Annotated in this window: 16 protein-coding genes; 3 read left to right on the plus strand and 13 right to left on the minus strand. The window is 43.9% G+C overall.

Going from position 1 to position 16,987, the window contains the following annotated elements; translation table 11 throughout:
* Positions 1 to 79 precede the first annotated feature (79 nt).
* Positions 80 to 2,692, plus strand: coding sequence for an alanine--tRNA ligase (gene alaS / locus ACKI3C_RS03415; RefSeq protein WP_407402056.1), 2,613 nt, complete (start codon positions 80 to 82; stop codon positions 2,690 to 2,692).
* A 179-nt stretch (positions 2,693 to 2,871) separates the two neighbouring features.
* Entirely contained in the window at positions 2,872 to 3,396 is a 525-nt protein-coding gene (locus ACKI3C_RS03420; RefSeq protein ID WP_407402058.1) for a hypothetical protein, read from the plus strand.
* 128 nt (positions 3,397 to 3,524) lie between these two features.
* Here ACKI3C_RS03420 and ACKI3C_RS03425 read toward each other — a convergent pair whose 3' ends face one another.
* The 4 genes from ACKI3C_RS03425 to ACKI3C_RS03440 all read right to left on the minus strand — a co-directional run bounded on the left by ACKI3C_RS03425 (position 3,525) and on the right by ACKI3C_RS03440 (position 7,242).
* The gene (locus ACKI3C_RS03425; protein WP_407402124.1) at positions 3,525 to 4,520 is read right to left on the minus strand and encodes a sensor histidine kinase; all 996 of its coding nucleotides are present in this window, start codon (positions 4,518 to 4,520) and stop codon (positions 3,525 to 3,527) included.
* Between the two features lie 95 nt (positions 4,521 to 4,615).
* Positions 4,616 to 4,675, minus strand: a complete 60-nt coding sequence (locus ACKI3C_RS03430) for a hypothetical protein (RefSeq protein WP_407402126.1) — start codon at positions 4,673 to 4,675, stop codon at positions 4,616 to 4,618.
* A 78-nt stretch (positions 4,676 to 4,753) separates the two neighbouring features.
* Positions 4,754 to 5,431, minus strand: a complete 678-nt coding sequence (locus tag ACKI3C_RS03435; RefSeq protein WP_407402060.1) for a response regulator transcription factor — start codon at positions 5,429 to 5,431, stop codon at positions 4,754 to 4,756.
* A gap of 125 nt (positions 5,432 to 5,556) precedes the next feature.
* Positions 5,557 to 7,242, minus strand: a complete 1,686-nt coding sequence (locus ACKI3C_RS03440; RefSeq protein ID WP_407402062.1) for a Na/Pi cotransporter family protein — start codon at positions 7,240 to 7,242, stop codon at positions 5,557 to 5,559.
* A 276-nt stretch (positions 7,243 to 7,518) separates the two neighbouring features.
* Between ACKI3C_RS03440 and ACKI3C_RS03445 the strand changes: the two genes are divergently transcribed.
* Positions 7,519 to 9,819: an inorganic phosphate transporter gene (locus ACKI3C_RS03445; RefSeq protein ID WP_407402064.1), complete on the plus strand. Its 2,301-nt coding sequence runs from the start codon at positions 7,519 to 7,521 to the stop codon at positions 9,817 to 9,819.
* A 2-nt stretch (positions 9,820 to 9,821) separates the two neighbouring features.
* Here the strand turns inward: ACKI3C_RS03445 and tatC are convergent, their stop codons facing one another.
* The 9 genes from tatC to ACKI3C_RS03490 form a co-directional block, all read right to left on the minus strand.
* Complete coding sequence (gene tatC, locus ACKI3C_RS03450) at positions 9,822 to 10,589, minus strand: twin-arginine translocase subunit TatC (protein WP_407402066.1); 768 nt, start codon at positions 10,587 to 10,589, stop codon at positions 9,822 to 9,824.
* Between the two features lie 13 nt (positions 10,590 to 10,602).
* Complete coding sequence (locus tag ACKI3C_RS03455; RefSeq protein ID WP_407402068.1) at positions 10,603 to 10,866, minus strand: twin-arginine translocase TatA/TatE family subunit; 264 nt, start codon at positions 10,864 to 10,866, stop codon at positions 10,603 to 10,605.
* Between the two features lie 7 nt (positions 10,867 to 10,873).
* Positions 10,874 to 11,149, minus strand: a complete 276-nt coding sequence (locus ACKI3C_RS03460) for a CXXX repeat peptide modification system protein (protein WP_407402070.1) — start codon at positions 11,147 to 11,149, stop codon at positions 10,874 to 10,876.
* Between the two features lie 14 nt (positions 11,150 to 11,163).
* Positions 11,164 to 12,162 carry a CXXX repeat peptide maturase gene (locus ACKI3C_RS03465; RefSeq protein WP_407402072.1) on the minus strand — a complete coding sequence of 333 codons (999 nt, stop codon included), beginning with the start codon at positions 12,160 to 12,162 and terminating at the stop codon, positions 11,164 to 11,166.
* 2 nt (positions 12,163 to 12,164) lie between these two features.
* Positions 12,165 to 13,385 carry a radical SAM peptide maturase, CXXX-repeat target family gene (locus ACKI3C_RS03470; protein WP_407402074.1) on the minus strand — a complete coding sequence of 407 codons (1,221 nt, stop codon included), beginning with the start codon at positions 13,383 to 13,385 and terminating at the stop codon, positions 12,165 to 12,167.
* A 122-nt stretch (positions 13,386 to 13,507) separates the two neighbouring features.
* On the minus strand, positions 13,508 to 13,777 hold the full coding sequence (locus ACKI3C_RS03475; RefSeq protein WP_407402076.1) for a Cys-Xaa-Xaa-Xaa repeat radical SAM target protein: 270 nt from the start codon (positions 13,775 to 13,777) through the stop codon (positions 13,508 to 13,510).
* A 724-nt stretch (positions 13,778 to 14,501) separates the two neighbouring features.
* Complete coding sequence (gene hflX / locus ACKI3C_RS03480; protein ID WP_407402078.1) at positions 14,502 to 15,734, minus strand: GTPase HflX; 1,233 nt, start codon at positions 15,732 to 15,734, stop codon at positions 14,502 to 14,504.
* A 315-nt stretch (positions 15,735 to 16,049) separates the two neighbouring features.
* Complete coding sequence (locus ACKI3C_RS03485) at positions 16,050 to 16,646, minus strand: OmpH family outer membrane protein (RefSeq protein ID WP_407402080.1); 597 nt, start codon at positions 16,644 to 16,646, stop codon at positions 16,050 to 16,052.
* 29 nt (positions 16,647 to 16,675) lie between these two features.
* Positions 16,676 to 16,846 carry a hypothetical protein gene (locus tag ACKI3C_RS03490; protein ID WP_407402082.1) on the minus strand — a complete coding sequence of 57 codons (171 nt, stop codon included), beginning with the start codon at positions 16,844 to 16,846 and terminating at the stop codon, positions 16,676 to 16,678.
* Between the last annotated feature and the right edge of the window lie 141 nt (positions 16,847 to 16,987).

Genomic DNA, 16,987 nt, shown 5'->3' on the forward strand with positions numbered 1-16,987 from the left:
CAAAAACTTGCATAACCCGATTTTATCAAGTAACTTTGCAGATATATTTCAGAGAATAAACATAAAACAACATAACACAATGACAGCAAAAGAAATACGCGAATCATTTAAGAAATTCTTTGAGGAGAAAGGCCATCACATTGTGCCTTCGGCTCCCATGGTTATCAAAGATGACCCCACATTGATGTTCACTAATGCAGGTATGAACCAGTTCAAGGACATCATCCTTGGCAACAAAGCACCTCAATGGAGCACTGTTGCCGATTCACAGAAATGTCTGCGCGTGAGCGGTAAGCACAACGACTTGGAAGAGGTAGGTCATGACACTTACCACCACACCATGTTTGAGATGCTGGGCAACTGGTCTTTTGGCGATTATTTCAAGGAGAAAGCCATTGACTATGCTTGGGAATTTCTTGTTGACGTGATGAAGATTGACCCGAAATTGCTCTATGCAACAGTATTTGAGGGCTATGCCGCCGAAGGTCTTGAGCGCGACAACGAAGCTGCAGGCTACTGGGAAAAACATCTGCCCGCCGACCACATTATCAACGGCAACCGCAAAGACAACTTCTGGGAAATGGGCGATACAGGCCCCTGTGGTCCTTGCTCGGAGATTCACATCGACTTGCGTAGCGAGGAAGAAAAAGCCAAAGTTCCTGGAGCACAGCTAGTAAACAAAGATAATCCCCAGGTAATTGAGATCTGGAACCTCGTGTTCATGCAGTATAACCGCAAAGCCGACAGTTCGCTCGAGCCTCTCCCACTCCACGTGATTGACACCGGTATGGGATTTGAACGCCTGTGTATGGCATTGAGTGGCGTAAAGTCAAACTATGACACCGACGTGTTCCAGCCACTCATTAAGAAAGTGGGTGAAATCTCTGGCAAAACTTATGGCAAAGATAACGACGTTGACGTGGCAATGCGCGTCATTTCTGACCATGTGCGCACCATTGCATTCTCTATCGCCGACGGCCAGTTGCCCAGCAATGCAAAGGCAGGTTATGTGATTCGTCGCATCTTGCGTCGTGCCGTGCGATATGGCTACACATTCCTCGGCCTTAAGGAAGCATTTATGTACCAGATGATTGATACACTCATTGAGTCAATGGGCGATGCTTACCCCGAACTGCCCGCACAAGCCGATCTCATCAAGCATGTAACAAAGGAGGAAGAAGATTCATTCCTGCGCACCCTCGAAACCGGCATGAAGCTCATCGACAAGGTGATAGCCGATGCCAAGGCTGGTGGTAAAAACGCTATTGAAGGACGTGAAGCATTCGTGCTCTATGATACTTATGGTTTCCCCCTCGACCTCACACAACTCATCCTTAAAGAGAACGGCATGACCGTTAACGAGGAAGACTTTAATGCTGAAATGCAGAAGCAGAAACAGCGTGCTCGCAATGCCGCGCAAGTAGAAGCAACCGACTGGGTTGAACTCCAAGAAGGCGTCACAGAGTTTGTGGGATATGACAGCACCGAGTGCGACACTGCAATTTTGCGTTATCGCAAAGTGAAGCAAAAGAACAACGAGTTCTATCAGATTGTGCTCGGCAAAACTCCGTTCTATGCCGAAATGGGTGGCCAGGTTGGCGACCACGGCACACTCACAGTGGGCGATGAAGTAATCGAAATCACTAACACAAAACGCGAGAACAATCTTCCCGTGCACATAGCAAAGAAGCTGCCTAGTAATCCTGCGGCGCCTGTTCATGCAGCAATCGACATGGAGATGCGTCACGCCATTGAGTGCAATCACACTGCAACTCACCTCATTCACTCGGCTCTGCGTCAAGTTCTGGGCACACATGTAGAGCAGAAAGGCTCTTATGTTGATGCTCATGCACTGCGTTTTGACTTCTCTCACTTCAAAAAAGTTACTCCCGAGGAGATAAGAGAAGTTGAGCATGTTGCTAACGCGATGGTTCGTGGAGCGATTGCACGAGAGGAACACCGCGACATGGCCATCGATGCTGCACGCGAAATGGGCGCTATGGCTCTCTTCGGCGAGAAATATGGCGACAAAGTGCGTGTCATCAAGTATGGCAACTCGGTTGAACTCTGCGGCGGTACACACGTTGTCAATACTGGTAACATCGGTATGATTAGAATCGTTAGCGAAGGGTCAGTAGCTGCCGGCATTCGTCGCATCGAGGCTGTGACTGGCAAGGAAGTTGAGAACATGCTCGACGGCCTTCAGGACACAATGCTTGAAATACGCGCTATGCTCAACAACGCTCCCGATGCCCTCGTTGCTATCAAGAAATCGCTTGCCGAGAATGTTGCATTGCAGAAACAAATCGAAGGATTTGTACAGGATCGCATCAACAACCTCAAGTCTAGCCTGCTGGAGAGAGCTGAGGAGATCAATGGAATCAATGTTGCCACACTCAGCGGTAATGTCATGGCCGACGTAGTGCGTGGTGTCGCCCTCGCAATTAAGGCCGACGGTGCACAGCGCACTGCTTTCCTTGCTGCTACACAAGACGCAGGCAAACCCATGCTCACGGTCATGTTTACCGACGACCTCGTGAAGGAAGGCATGAAAGCTGGCAATGTTGTCAAGGAAGCTGCCAAGCTCATCCAGGGCGGTGGCGGAGGACAACCTGGTCTTGCACAAGCCGGCGGACGCAATACCGAGGGACTGGGCGCCGCAATGGACAAGATGAAAGAACTCCTAGGCTAATCCTAGAACAATTACATTTTACAATGGGAGGTGGTTTCACGACTGCCTCCCATTTTTCACAATCACCTCATGCCATGTACTTTACCAACCACGACAAATAATTGAGTACACTTATTAGTAAAATTTTGCCGAATGGTACATTTTCATTACCTTTGCAACAATCTAAAAATCACTAACAGATGAAGAAATTACTCACAATCGCTTTTGCAGCTGCAATTATAAGCATACTTTATTCATGTCAACGCTATCCCTATATTTCATATTATATTAAAGTAGTGGATCAGAATGGTAACAACAAGCTCGATACAGTGTCAAGGCCCGGTAAAATCAATGTAAACGACCTGTGGTTTGAAGTAATTGCAGGCGAATTCCGCGACACACTGGCAATAACCCCCTACGACGAGGATTACACTGCCGCAGCCGACTCAACGGTTGCAGGCAATGAAGTTACACCTCCCGAGAACTACCAGTTCCCCTATATTATCAAGTTCTGCAACTTCGACCGTCCTCACCTGTGGGTGAGCACCAGTGCCCCCATTGGCATCGAACTTGCTCAATGCCCCGTCTTTGTAATCCACTGGACCGACGAATTTACCGACTCATTGCAAATCGACAACGGAATGGGAAGCCTTTCGGATCCTGACTATTATGTCAACGGCAAGAAAGTCAAGAGCGAGGAAGAATTTATCACAATAGTGAAGTAAAATATACGGCATAAGCGCAGGCGCGATGCAACGGACATATCCGCAGCATCGCGCCTCTTTTATTCAGTATTATTCGACTAATTGGATTAGAAATCATGCTTTTACTGTTCAAGAGAAAGCATGATTTGTTACATATCTTTTATTCCTATTTCGATTGTCAAGCCGCCGCCCACTGTGTTTGCTGCCGTGGCATAGCCACCGTAACGCACAGCGATATTCTTGACGATAGCAAGTCCCAGTCCCGTGCCACCAAGACGACGCGAGCGACCCTTGTCAGTGCGATAAAATCGTTCGAAAAGATGTGGAAGATGTTCGCTTGACACTCCCACCCCATTGTCTATGAAACGAAGGACCCAATCCTTGCCACGCCCCTTGCCAAAGGGGGTGCTGTCTTCCTCGGCAGTCACTCTAAAATATGTTGCTCCGGTGGCATAGGCAAGCGTGTTACTAAAAATATTCTGCAACATTGAGTACATCAAGGCTGCATCGGCTTGCACAGGTATTTTTTCAGGGATATCAAGCTTGAGTTCAATGTTTTTGCTCTCAAACTGGAATTTGGTTTCTTCTTCAAGTTGATAGAGTATTTTAGTGATGTCAACAGTTCCAGCTCTATCAGGTACCGACGAGGGTGACGACTCCAGCTGCGTGAGTGTGCTCATGTCTGAGAGCAACCTGCTCATTCGTTGACTCTGTGCATAGCATCGCTCGATGTATTCATTGCGTTTGTACTCTGGCATTGTTGGATTTTCAACAATAGTTTCTAGGTATCCGCTTATAGTTGCTGCCGGTGTTTTCAGTTCGTGCGCAGCATTCTCGGTGAGTTGGCGTTTTATGCGTTGCTTTTCTTGTTCACTATAAGTGAGGCGAGAACGGAAATACAGCACTATTGCAACTAGGGCGAGGATGCCTGCTGTATAATACAAGAATGTGTAATCACGTTCAAGGCTTGCTGTCAGTGGAGCCGAATAAGGAACAGCCGAGCGCACTATCTCGCCTCGCTCAGGAAAATAAGTTGCCGAATAGAAATATTTCTCGCCATTAGTATTGGATTTGCGCTTGATGTCGTAGCCTGTGCCATGGGCCAATGCTTCCTGAACTTCCTTGCGTTTCAAGTGATTCCCCATCCCTGCAAGGTCCTGTTCATGACTGTCATACTTCACATTACCCAGGGTATCAATCACAGTAACACGTATTGATGTGTCGCCTCGTGTGTAGTTGTTCAGTTGCAGTTGGGCATGCAGGATGTCGCAACGGAAGGCGTGCTCACGATTATACTCATAGACACCAAAGCTGATAGTAAAAACAACCACTAAGGTTGTCGCTGTCATAAATATTGTGTTAGCGAGATTCCATTTAGTCATTTTTCAAACAGATAACCATATCCAAACTTAGTTCTTAAATACTCGCCATATCGTCCTATTTTCTTGCGTATGCGGGTAATGTTCACATCGACCGTTCGGTCAAGCACGATGGTATCGTCGGGCCACACGGTGTGCAGGATTTTCTCTCTGGAGAAAACCTGGCCAGGAGAACTGAGCAACAAAGACAGAACTTCAAATTCGAGTTTTGTGAATGACACTTCTACCCCATCCACTAAACATTCTTTTCGGTTCAGGTCCATCTGGATTCCTTCATATTTGATGATAGACTGGTCATCTAATGATGGCTTGTCGCTAGCTGTGCGACGCAACACTGCTGCAACACGTGCCTTTACTTCACTGATGCGAAACGGTTTGCAGATGTAATCATCGCTTCCCAGCCCAAAGCCCGTCAGCATATCCTCTTCGGTGGTCTTTGCCGTGCAAAAAATGATGGGAATGTGTGCAGTGAGCGCGTCCGATTTCAATTCCTTTGCCCACTCGAACCCCGATTTGGGAGTCATCATCACATCAAGCAAAATCAAGTCAGGCAACTCGGACTTGAGGTCATAGGGTGCTTCGCTTGTGACAATGTCATACCCTTCTGTTTCTAGATTGAAACGAAGTATTTCCAGTATATCAGGTTCGTCATCAACTATAAGAATCTTCTTTGCCATGAGATAAAAATTTATAATGCAAAGATAGGCATTAAAAATCTAATAAATGATATAAATCATTACTCTAGTGCTATATTTAACAATATTGTAACAACACTTAAATTGTTGAACTCAATATAAATCCTTTATGCAACTTTTTGCCTTGCCTTGCTTTGCACAACATTGAGGACATAATCGCCAAGAGATTCCAGCCCGTTAATGAAGTCAATGTAAAACGCGCCCAGCTTGTAGTCATATTGTCCGGCAGCAATGTTCTGCGTATTCTCGTTGCGCAGATTTTTGCGCAAATTATTTATTTCATTCTCAAGCTCATAACTACGCGATATATCATGTCCTTCACCCTCGGGTTGATTCAATGTGTCAACCATGATTGATAATGCCTTACCCACAAGCTGCTCCATGGTCTTAATTTGCTGCAGTTGTCCGCTGGTGAAATGCTCTTCACAATTTTTGCGCTTGCGGTTGAGCGTGCGTGCAAGGTTGTAACAGCAGTCACCTATGCTTTCTAGATCGTCAACCTCGCGCAACATGCGTTGTACCTGGCGCTTACCATCATCCGACAAGCGCCCCTCACTCACTTGCTGCAGGTAATGAGCAATTTCATATTCCATATTGTCGGTGATAGTCTCATATTTTTCCACCTTATTAAACATAGTGGTGAACTCCGACTCTTTTTCAATTTCATGCATTGAAATGACATAGTTAAATGACTTCTGACAACGCTCGCCGAATAGCACAATTTCTTTGCGTGCTTGAAGCAGAGATAACTCGGCAGTAGAGAGCAAACCGCCTGTGATGAACTTCAAGCCATGGTCTTCCTTTTCCTCCTTTACAGGGAGAACACGACACACAAATTGCTCTATCTGCTTCACAAAGCCAATGAGCAAGAGTGTGTTGAAAATGTTGAAAGCTGTATGGAAAGCCGATAGTTTGAACAGGTCATTATTGGCTACACCCATGAATTCCTCCACAAACCAACTGATAGCATTGCAGAACGGATAAAACAACACAAGTACCACAATAACGCCAAACACATTGAAGAACATGTGAGCAAGAGCTGCACGACGAGCCTGGGTGCCAGCGGTTATCGATGCCATAACTGCCGTGATAGTTGTGCCTATGTTTTGTCCCATCGCTAAGGCCGCGGCCTGCTCGAGTCCAAATCCGGGAATGTGCATGTCAAAGAGCATAAGCGTGATAGCCATTGTAGCAGCCGATGCCTGAACTAGCATAGTGACGAGAGCACCCACTATCACGAATAAGATAATCGTGAAAAATCCGCCATCGGCAACATGTGACAGCATAGTCGCTACCATAGCACCTATATTAAGATCGGTAGCCGCCTGCTGGAGAAAACTTAATCCCATGAACAGGAATGAGAAACCAAAAACAAACTCTCCTATCGACTTGCGCTTGCTGTTGCCCGAGAATACCAGAGGAACGCCTATCGCTAGCAACGGCAACGACATGGCTGCGATGTTCACCTTGAAACCTATTGCAGAAATAATCCATGCAGTGACTGTGGTTCCCACATTGGCACCCATGATGACACCGATGGCTTGTGTAAGGTTCATTAATCCCGCGTTGACAAACGAAACCACCATGACGGTTGTGGCTGATGACGACTGGATGAGTGCCGTGACGGTAATACCTGTCAATACTCCCATGAAGCGATTTCGGGTCATTGCAGCGAGAATGTTGCGCAAGCGCTCGCCTGCAAACTTTTCAAGTCCCTCGCTCATGATCTTCATACCGAAGAGAAACAATCCAAGTGAGCCTATGAGACTAAGTAGGTTGATAAACGTGTCCATAAATGATGTTTCACAAATTTGTTGCAAAGTTATTAAGAAGATGTTTCAAAGTTATTACATTCTTGCAAAATACTGTTAAATCAGTTTTTGTCATAATATTGTCACACGTTTGTAACCTGAACTTAACACCTTAAAACGACCTTTGCTGCACATAAAAAAACAAGAGACTATGGACGTTGAAAAAGCAAAGAAAATCAGGTTGTATTATAACTGCTTTCGAGTGTTGGTAATTGTAATGATTTACTTCCTCATAAATTATCTAGCAAAATAATCAGTATGAACACTATTTTTATTATTATCGTCGCATTCCTCATGCTGCTGGCGATATTTGATCTCGTGGTGGGTGTCAGCAATGATGCCGTTAACTTTTTAAACTCTGCAATCGGAGCAAAGGTAGCAAAGTTCCGCACGATTGTCTTAATTGCTGCCATAGGTGTGTTTGCAGGAGCGGCAATGAGCAATGGCATGATGGACGTGGCCCGTCATGGAATCATGACACCCGAGTATTTCTCGTTTTTCGATGTGATGTGCGTCTTCCTGGCCGTGATGGTGACTGATGTTGTTCTGCTCGACGTGTTCAACACGCTGGGCATGCCCACATCGACAACCGTCAGCATGGTGTTTGAATTGCTCGGAGGTGCCTTTGCTATTGCTTTGTTGAAGATTATTCACGGCACAACCATGGCCGACGGCACTCTTTTGTCATTAGGCGACTTGCTCAACACCGAGAAGGCGATAAGCGTTATCATGGGTATATTCTTGAGCGTTGCCATAGCCTTCGTGCTTGGTTCCGTCGTCCAGTGGATTGCCCGAATGGTGTTCACGTTCACATATCGTGTGAATGGCAAGTCAACATCTATAAATAATAATACTGGTGGACTCACCAGCAGTTCTTTGAAAATCGGAATTTTCGGCGGAATTGCCGTGACAAGCATCATTTGGTTCTTGCTTATAAACGGACTCAAAGGCAGCAATTTCATGACGCCAGAAGTGAAAGAGATCATTAATGCCTACACTTGGTATATAATTGGTGGCTGCATGCTTGTTTTCTCAGTGATAATGACTATTGCCAGTGCTTTCAAGTTGCCAGTACTCAAATTTGTTGTTCTGCTTGGTACCTTTGCCCTCGCTATGGCGTTTGCCGGTAATGACCTTGTGAACTTCATCGGTGTTCCACTCACAGGACTGGAGGCTTATCAAGACTATGCTGCTAATGGCAGCGGAACCCCCGACGGGTACATGATGACATCACTTATGGAGAGTGCCCACACTCCCTCTATATTTTTAGTGGCAGCCGGTGTAGTGATGGTATTGTCGCTGGTGTACTCCAAGAAAGCGCAAAACGTGGTGAAGACAAGTGTTGACCTCAGCCGTCAGGACGAAGGTGACGAAATGTTTGGTTCATCAGCTGTGGCCCGCACCATTGTGCGCACCTCATCTAGAATGGCTGGAGGCATTGTGAAGTATGTGCCAGCATCGGTGGGCAAATGGATAGATTCTCGCTTCAATAGCGACACCATGATATTGCCCGAAGGGGCTGCCTTTGACCAGATACGAGCAGCAGTCAATCTCGTGCTTGCAGGACTTCTCGTGGCTCTGGGCACAAGCATGAAATTGCCTCTCTCCACAACCTACGTCACATTCATGGTGGCAATGGGAACTAGCCTTGCCGACCGTGCATGGACCCGCGAGAGCGCTGTGTTCCGCATCACTGGCGTGTTGAGCGTGATTGGAGGATGGTTTATCACGGCAGGAGCAGCATTTATTGCTTGCTATCTTGTTACCAATGCTCTTCACTTTGGCAGTTACATTGCCATGCTGTGTGCAATCGCCCTTGCTATTTTCCTGCTCATACGCAGCAATAAGAAGTTCAAGGAGTCAGTTACCGAAGAAGACACGCTGTTCAAGCAGATGATGAGAACTCGCGAAAAGTCACAAGTATGGCAACTGCTTTGTGAACACATTCGCAAGGGGAACGCCTCTCGACTGGAATTTGTCATTGAAAACTACCGTAGTGCTACCGACAGTTTCATCAATGAAGAATACCGCACGTTGAAACGTGGTTCCGGACTTATCGACGACGAACGCAAGGAACTCAAACGCCAGCGGCGCCGCGAGATCATTGTGATGCGACGACTTGACCCGCTCACAATAATACAGCGTAACACCTGGTATTTCCTTGGCATCAATTCTTGCCAGCAAATGCTATACTGCATGAAACGCATCAACGACCCCCTGCGCGAACACATAGGCAACAACTTCTCCCCCATTCCAGTTGCTTATCATGCTCATTTCATCGACACCCGTGACCGCGTCATTGGCCTCTTTATATCAACGCTTTCAATGCTTCAATCAGGCGACTTTACCGATGCCGAGAAACTGCGTGACGATTGTATGCTCGTCCAGGAACAGATATCAAAGGACCGCAAAGACATGCTTGACACGCTTCAGGACGATAACCAAAACATCAACACGCTCCTGCTCACGGTTCACATCCTTCAAGAGTCGCAAGAACTACTCAGTTCGCTTCGACACATGATCCGAGGCATGAACAAATTTGCAGGCGAGGATGATTAAGGCTATTTCTCTACCCACTTGACCACTCTAATGCTCAACTCAAATAGCAAGTATAGCGGAATTGTTACCAGTACCAGTGTCATGAGATCAGGCGGTGTAATAATAGCTGCCACAAGCATTATGACAAGGAATGCGTGCTTTCGATAATCCGAAAGCATATTAGAGGTAATTAATTCCATCTTTGCCAAGGCAAAAGCAATAACCGGCAATTGGAATACTATGCCCATAATCAGAGTTAGCGTTGTGAATGTTTCTACATAACTATCAAGCGTGATGGTACTGTGCACCCTTTCGGCTACACTATACGTTCCAAGGAAACGAAACGAGATAGGAAATAGGATAAAATAACTCATAAGTACTCCCAGGATAAAAAGCAGATAAATAACAGCTGCTACCTGCACGGAGTACTTTTTTTCGCTTTCATATAAAGCAGGAGAAATAAATCGAAATAACTCAAACAGGATATAAGGCGACGCTCCGAGCAACCCCAAATAGACAGCAGTCATGATGTGCGTCATAAACTGAGAGGACAAATCTGTTGCGATAAGATTCACATAGAACTTATCGAATTTAAAATCAGAAAACCCGATTGCCTGCATTGCCGATTCTATCCATTGGTACGTACAGAAATCACATTCACTAGGAGCAAGCAACAAATGCCAAGTCTCATCTTTGAAACAGAACACGACTGCTGCAAGCACACCTGTTACACCAAGAATGCGAAACAACATTTGGCGGAGCACTTCAAGATGCCCGCCAAATGTAAGCATAGAGCTGTTATCGTTACTGGTCGCCATCCTTCTTTTCTAGAGTTTCCTCGCTACCGTTCGAAGGATCGTTTTCACCTTCTCCTGTTGGTCGTTCTGGCTCATTGTTCTCGCCTTCACCCTTAATATCATTCATACCTTGCTTGAACTCTTTGACACCTTGTCCGAGTCCACGCATCATCTCTGGTAATTTCTTGCCACCAAATAGAAGAAGGGCAATTCCTCCCATAAGAAGAAGTTCAGTTGTTCCAATAAAAAGGGTAATAGTATTTAATACCATAATGTTTTTATTCTGTTACAAGATAAATCTCACAAGTTTCGAAATTGATTTCCCAGTTACCGTTAGGTGTACTCTCCCACTGGTACTTTTGTGCCATAGTGTCCCACCAGTTTTGGAACTTTGTACCAGTCTCGCCCATATCCTTTACGAGTTTCTCATACAACGCTTCATTCTCAGCGGTGAGAATCATTGCCAATTCGTTGAGACCATTGCGGCGCTCAAATAGTGCCTGTATCTCATTCTTTTCTTCGATAGTTACCTGTCCTACTAGTTTTTTTGTCATAACAATTTAATTTTTTACCACTCTTTGCGAACATCGAATGGATCGAGATAATTGATTTCTTTTATGTTGTTTTCAGGAATGAATGTTCCCAAAGTGCGGATATCTGCAAGAAGCTGACGTGCAACATTACGTTCAATGTGTGCCATAACACATTGCTCGTGGCTTGGAGTGTTGACTTCAAGTGTTGTCCTGCGATTTAGCCAAATGCATCGTTTGCAATGATAAGCATCGCAACTACGGCACAAAGGAGCGTAGTCAAGTTTATAAAGTTGAGGATTCTTGATGTCTAGTCCGTCTTTTACCGAACCAATAGCATACCCTTTTTGGCACACATCACCAAGAGACATCTCCTTTCCGTCACAAACGCCATCATAATAGAATGCAGGACATATATAGAACCTGCCATCGGGTGCCAGTGTAATATTCGTGTCGCCTGCACCACAGTTATTCATTTCCTTTAGCATCATTCTGTCAGTAAGCAAATTAAACTGAACAGAATGTCCTTTGGCATATTCCTTAGTAATGGTTAAACTAAGAGTGTCCAACGTCTGATTGTATTTCTGAAAATCAGCATCGGTAAAAGTATCTACATCCGTAAAGATAATATTAACCCTTGATGTTTTTTCTAGAACGAGCATTAATGCAAGATAACTATTGAAGTACTCTTCCTTTGATGTTCTAATAACACAAGTCTGCGAATTATCGAAATTCCAATTCGTGAGTAATGACCATTCATTAAATACAATAACATCGGCAACCTCAATAGCATTCTTATCCTCACATATAGAGGGGACAAAGATATGGCTGTCGATTGAATTCATCACCTCTTTATATTCAATAGGTAACTCATAATCAGGAAGAACATACTGAACCATTAGATTCTCCTTCATGGCAAAGAAGATACCAGCCTTCAAATCATCTATGGAGATAAGTTTATGTTCTTTCTTGCGATTCTGATAATGACAATACGATGTACTAGTATCGTCAAGTAATATTACAAAGTACTGTATCATAATTAACAAGTATGTTGAATATTAGATTTCTTGATAAACTTGTGCATATCCATTTTGCTGACACCTTCAAGTTCGAGTTTGCGATAGAGTTTGTTCCAGTAGTAGTTATTGGCGCGAACTCGTGCTTTGTGCATCTTGCAGATGGCGGTGGCACGCTGATATGCGGTTGGAGTATCTGCAGAATCATAATTTTCACCTTGACACCATCCGCATCCACTAGCGACTTCGCAGTCTATACACTCTTGTCGAGACTGGGTACAACGATTGAGTGTCAAGAATGGCCGAAGTTTATTCTTGTCAATACCATCGTTTACATTACCTATAACCCATGCTTTTTTGTTTGACAAAGAGAACTGTGAAAAACGATTGCAAGGATAAAATAATCCTTGTGAGTCAACAGCTAACATTATACCTGCACCGCACCAGTTAACATTATGACGTATTGGATCTTGCGGTTTCCCTATATAGTCTTGAAAAAATGAATTTACAAAATCAATGTAAAGATTACCGTCAATAATAGCATCGGCCAATTCTATCAACTGTTTTTCAAATAAAAGATCATCCCCGTCTTTCCATGGATCTTCAAATACACAATTAATGTTGACTTGATGAATTCCTAAACTATATAAGTGGAGAACACTTTCTTTAATGTATGGAATATCCGCACTGCTAATAGTGACTTTTGTCGATTCTAAAGGAAATTCTTCTAGCCATAACGGAATATTTTTTATAACATCCTTATACGACCCTTCTCCAGACCCTTTATAGATACGATTTATGTCATGTTTTTTTTCTGTACCATCTATCGTAATAGCGATACTTAAGTGATTTCTATTTTTCTTTATAAAACGTTGAACCTCCTCATTGTTATAGTTTAAACCATTTGTTGTAATGCTAAAACGATAGGAATCAAACCAATGGTGTTGTCTATTATACATCTCCACCTTGAGGTAATCGCAAATTTTATCCATCAACTTAACTTCAAGAAATGGCTCACCTCCGATAAAATCAAAAACAACGCTTTCCTCTAACATCTCACTTTCTTGACTAAGAATATAGTCTATCGCCTTTTTGGCTGTATCCCATGACATGCGTTCCTTGTTGTTTTTCCCAACGAGGTAGCAATACTTACATGCCAACTGACAATCTTTTGTTACAATAAATGTAATAGACTTTGCAATGTTTGATTTCCAAGATTTTTCTATACCTTTTACTGTTTTCATTTTTCATCAGTTTTAGAATCCACCAAGAAAGCAGAAGGCATTATTTTTTAGCCAATTGCTTTCATGGTGGAGTCTTGATAATTGTACTTGTCAATTAATATTCAGTAAACATTACTGTCACATCATTTGCGACTAGTACAAGAGCAACTGCCTACGCATGAGTTGCGACAACCAGTACAACCGCAAGAGCATGATCCTGAACAGGTGTTCTTGCAACCACCAGAGCAGTTACCAAGACAAGATTCGCATCCCATGTTTACTTCAGCCGCATTAACAATTGCGGGAGCACTTGCAAGTGCAACTGCAGCTACTACAGGTAACGCAACCTTTGCTGCTTTCTTGAAGAACTCACGACGTGACTGGAGTTCTTCGTTGTTCATTTTTTTATTCATAGTTTTAGAATTTTGAACTGACCTATAGTTCCAGATTCGGTCGTTTATAATAAAATAATGTGTAACGGCTATAAAAATAAAACGTGGAACTTTCATTGTTGCTCGTTCCACGCTGAGAGGCCTTCGCATTGCCCTGTGCTGTTGAACGGAGCAACGCGAAAGTCCACGCCAAATATGAATATAGTACACCCTTATAACCCGCTTTGTAAGTATACAACAAAACCTTACAAGTTAATTTGTACCCTATACGCAGGATAAGGGATGCGCATATAGACACATCCCGAGGACATCTATCGTTGCAATGTTCTGACAGCACATGAAAGTTGCGAAGTTTCTCAGCGTCGAGAACAAAGCGCCAATTGAACGCCTTATCATTATGTCGTAATTCCCGCCCAATACCCGCTTCTACATTTGATGTGTTACCATCGCCTGTTTAGGCATGGCGCGGACTTCAATCTAACCTTTAGTGTCTGTAGGGGCACTGGAGAAATTTCCCCAAAAAAGGTCACGATAATGGAATTAGCTACAAAAGTAGCAAAAAAAATTAACTTAAGAGAATAAAACACTAATAACTTTACAAGAATCAATAATTTTATGCCCAAATAATGCTTCTTGACTGCTTTTAATTCCAAATAATAGTTATCAGCAGCATATCTAGACAGAATGAGGGAGGACAATTTCATCCTCCCTCTTCTAATTGTTTTCTTTTATATTATAGCTTTGATTATCCTTCTAGATCCTCGTAGGTCTGGTACAAGAAATCATTGTAGGGGAAACGCTGGGCATGCACTTGCTTGGCTTTTTTGTAAACAAGGTCTTTCAGCTCTTCCATGTTCTGGTTGTACTTGGCCGAGATGAATACACAGTTACCAGCCATGCGTGCCATCCAGGTTTCCTTGAGTTCGTCGAGAGGTATGTTTTCACGCAGACGTGGCGTCAGGTCATCCTCATCTTTGGGTACATAAGAGAACTGGTCAACCTTATTAAATACCATGATCATTTCCTTGTCGCCAGCATCACACACCTCTTGCAAGGTCTTGTTCACCACTTCAACCTGTTCTTCAAATTGAGGATGCGAGATGTCAACGACGTGCACAAGGATATCGCTGTCACGCACCTCGTCGAGTGTTGTCTTGAAAGACTCTACCAGGTGGTGAGGCAATTTGCGAATGAACCCTACGGTGTCGGTGAGCAGGAATGGCAGATTCTCTATCACAACCTTGCGGCAAGTGGTGTCGAGGGTTGCAAAGAGTTTGTTCTCGGCAAAAACGTCGCTCTTGCTGAGGACATTCATCAATGTTGACTTGCCCACATTAGTGTATCCCACCAGCGCAATGCGTGTGAGTTTGCCTCGGTTCTTGCGCTGAATGGTTTTCTGCTTGTCCCAAGCCACGAGTTTTTCCTTGAGAAGGGAAATCTTTGTCTTAATAATACGACGGTCGGTCTCAATCTGCGCTTCACCTGGACCACGCATACCGATACCGCCTCGTTGGCGTTCAAGGTGGGTCCACATGCCGGCAAGCCTGGGCAATAGGTATTGATACTGGGCAAGTTCTACCTGCATCTTGGCATTAGCGGTCTGCGCACGCTTTGCAAAGATGTCAAGAATGAGCGTTGTACGGTCAAGAACCTTGGCCTTTACCACCTTTTCTATATTATATGTCTGCTTGGGGGTAAGGTCATCGTCAAACACTACGAGGTCGATTTCGTTTTCCTCCACATAATTTGCGATTTCCTCCAACTTGCCTTTGCCCACAAATGATGTGCTGTTGGGCGAGTCACATCTCTGTGTGAATTTCTTCACAGTAGTGGCTCCGGCGGTCGTGGCAAGGAACTCGAGTTCGTCAAGATATTCCTTGGCTTTGCTCTCGTTCTGCTGTGGGGTAATGAGTCCCACAAGAACCGCCGTCTCTTCAACAAAATCGTTTACTCTTTTACTATCATCAATAAGTCCCATAGATGTAATGGTGGGTTCTATTAATTATGAGAAAAGATAATTAATTATTTCGGTCACTTTTGAGTCTGTTATGGTATCTTTTTGACATTCAATCGGTCACGAAGCTCGCTTCGCTCCCTCTTCATACCAAAAACCTACTCAAAACATCTCTCAAAATCGCCTCGACATAATTAATAGAACCCACCTTATGTGACAAGTGTTTTCACCTAAAAGTCGTCGCATGCAGTCCTTGTCCTCAAGCGAGACATTCACTCCACGCGACGACTATAGGTGAGTTCTATTAATTCTGAAAAATAGTTTATTGATTATCAATAATTACTTTTTCTCTTCTTCCTTGCCTACTTTCACGTAGCGCTTGTTAAGGCCTTCAACAACGTCCTTGGTAACGTCAAACTTCTCATCTACATACAGAGCGGCTGATTTGTAGATAACCATATCATAGCCCTTCTGCTTTGCATACTCTTTCATGAAGTTGTTGATAGAGTCGAGCACCTGTGTGCGGCTCTGCTCAAGTTCGGTAGCAATGCTCTGCTGGAGGTTGCCCAGATAGCTTTGAGCATCGCTCTGCATCTTCTGGAGCTTTGCCTGGTCAGCGCGAAGGCTCTCCTCGGTGAGGTAACCGTTGTTTTTATATTTTTGTTCCATTGCAGTGCCGAACTTGTTGATTTCATTGCCACGCTGCTGCTGTGCAGCGTCGAGTTGGTTCTGGCGACGAAGCATTGCCTCGTTGAAATCCTTTGCAAGGTTGTAGTTTGCCATGATAGAGTCCTCGTCAACATAGCGGATGTTCATTCCACCAGCTGCAGCTGTCGATTTAGCGGCTGAATTGTCTTGCTTCTCATTGCATGCAGTGGCGCCAAACAACATTGCTGCCACAATCGCGATTGATAGGGTAATTTTATAAAATTTCATTTCAGTTAATATGTTTATTTAATTTTTTATTATTCATAAAACTCTTTGTCACGCATACAGGTGATTCCACGTTTCTTCATTTCCGGGTTAGCATGGATGTGAGTGTTAGGAAATTTCCCGCCTTTAACGAAGAAAATTTTTACACCCAGCAACACCACTGCGAGACCCAATAATGCTACCGTAAATACTAAAGTTTCCATTGTTGCGTTAAAATTATATGCAAATATATATATTGTTTGCGACTTTTTGCGATTTATTTCAAAACTTTTTTGTAACTTTACACTTGTAAATAGTTAATTTAACAAAATTTTATTGACATAAACGATAACTAACATTTTTAA

This window comes from Sodaliphilus sp. (genome assembly GCF_045598405.1).
Taxonomy (GTDB): Bacteria; Bacteroidota; Bacteroidia; order Bacteroidales; family Muribaculaceae; genus Sodaliphilus; species Sodaliphilus limicaballi.

Coding starts and splice junctions, on each gene's coding strand:
- alaS (WP_407402056.1), top strand. CDS start 80: ATGACAGCAAAAGAAATACGCGAATCATTTAAGAAATTCTTTGAGGAG.
- ACKI3C_RS03420 (WP_407402058.1), top strand. CDS start 2,872: ATGAAGAAATTACTCACAATCGCTTTTGCAGCTGCAATTATAAGCATA.
- ACKI3C_RS03425 (WP_407402124.1), bottom strand. CDS start 4,520: ATGGGGAATCACTTGAAACGCAAGGAAGTTCAGGAAGCATTGGCCCAT.
- ACKI3C_RS03435 (WP_407402060.1), bottom strand. CDS start 5,431: ATGGCAAAGAAGATTCTTATAGTTGATGACGAACCTGATATACTGGAA.
- ACKI3C_RS03440 (WP_407402062.1), bottom strand. CDS start 7,242: ATGGACACGTTTATCAACCTACTTAGTCTCATAGGCTCACTTGGATTG.
- ACKI3C_RS03445 (WP_407402064.1), top strand. CDS start 7,519: ATGAACACTATTTTTATTATTATCGTCGCATTCCTCATGCTGCTGGCG.
- tatC (WP_407402066.1), bottom strand. CDS start 10,589: ATGCTTACATTTGGCGGGCATCTTGAAGTGCTCCGCCAAATGTTGTTT.
- ACKI3C_RS03455 (WP_407402068.1), bottom strand. CDS start 10,866: ATGGTATTAAATACTATTACCCTTTTTATTGGAACAACTGAACTTCTT.
- ACKI3C_RS03460 (WP_407402070.1), bottom strand. CDS start 11,149: ATGACAAAAAAACTAGTAGGACAGGTAACTATCGAAGAAAAGAATGAG.
- ACKI3C_RS03465 (WP_407402072.1), bottom strand. CDS start 12,162: ATGATACAGTACTTTGTAATATTACTTGACGATACTAGTACATCGTAT.
- ACKI3C_RS03470 (WP_407402074.1), bottom strand. CDS start 13,385: ATGAAAACAGTAAAAGGTATAGAAAAATCTTGGAAATCAAACATTGCA.
- ACKI3C_RS03475 (WP_407402076.1), bottom strand. CDS start 13,777: ATGAATAAAAAAATGAACAACGAAGAACTCCAGTCACGTCGTGAGTTC.
- hflX (WP_407402078.1), bottom strand. CDS start 15,734: ATGGGACTTATTGATGATAGTAAAAGAGTAAACGATTTTGTTGAAGAG.
- ACKI3C_RS03485 (WP_407402080.1), bottom strand. CDS start 16,646: ATGAAATTTTATAAAATTACCCTATCAATCGCGATTGTGGCAGCAATG.
- ACKI3C_RS03490 (WP_407402082.1), bottom strand. CDS start 16,846: ATGGAAACTTTAGTATTTACGGTAGCATTATTGGGTCTCGCAGTGGTG.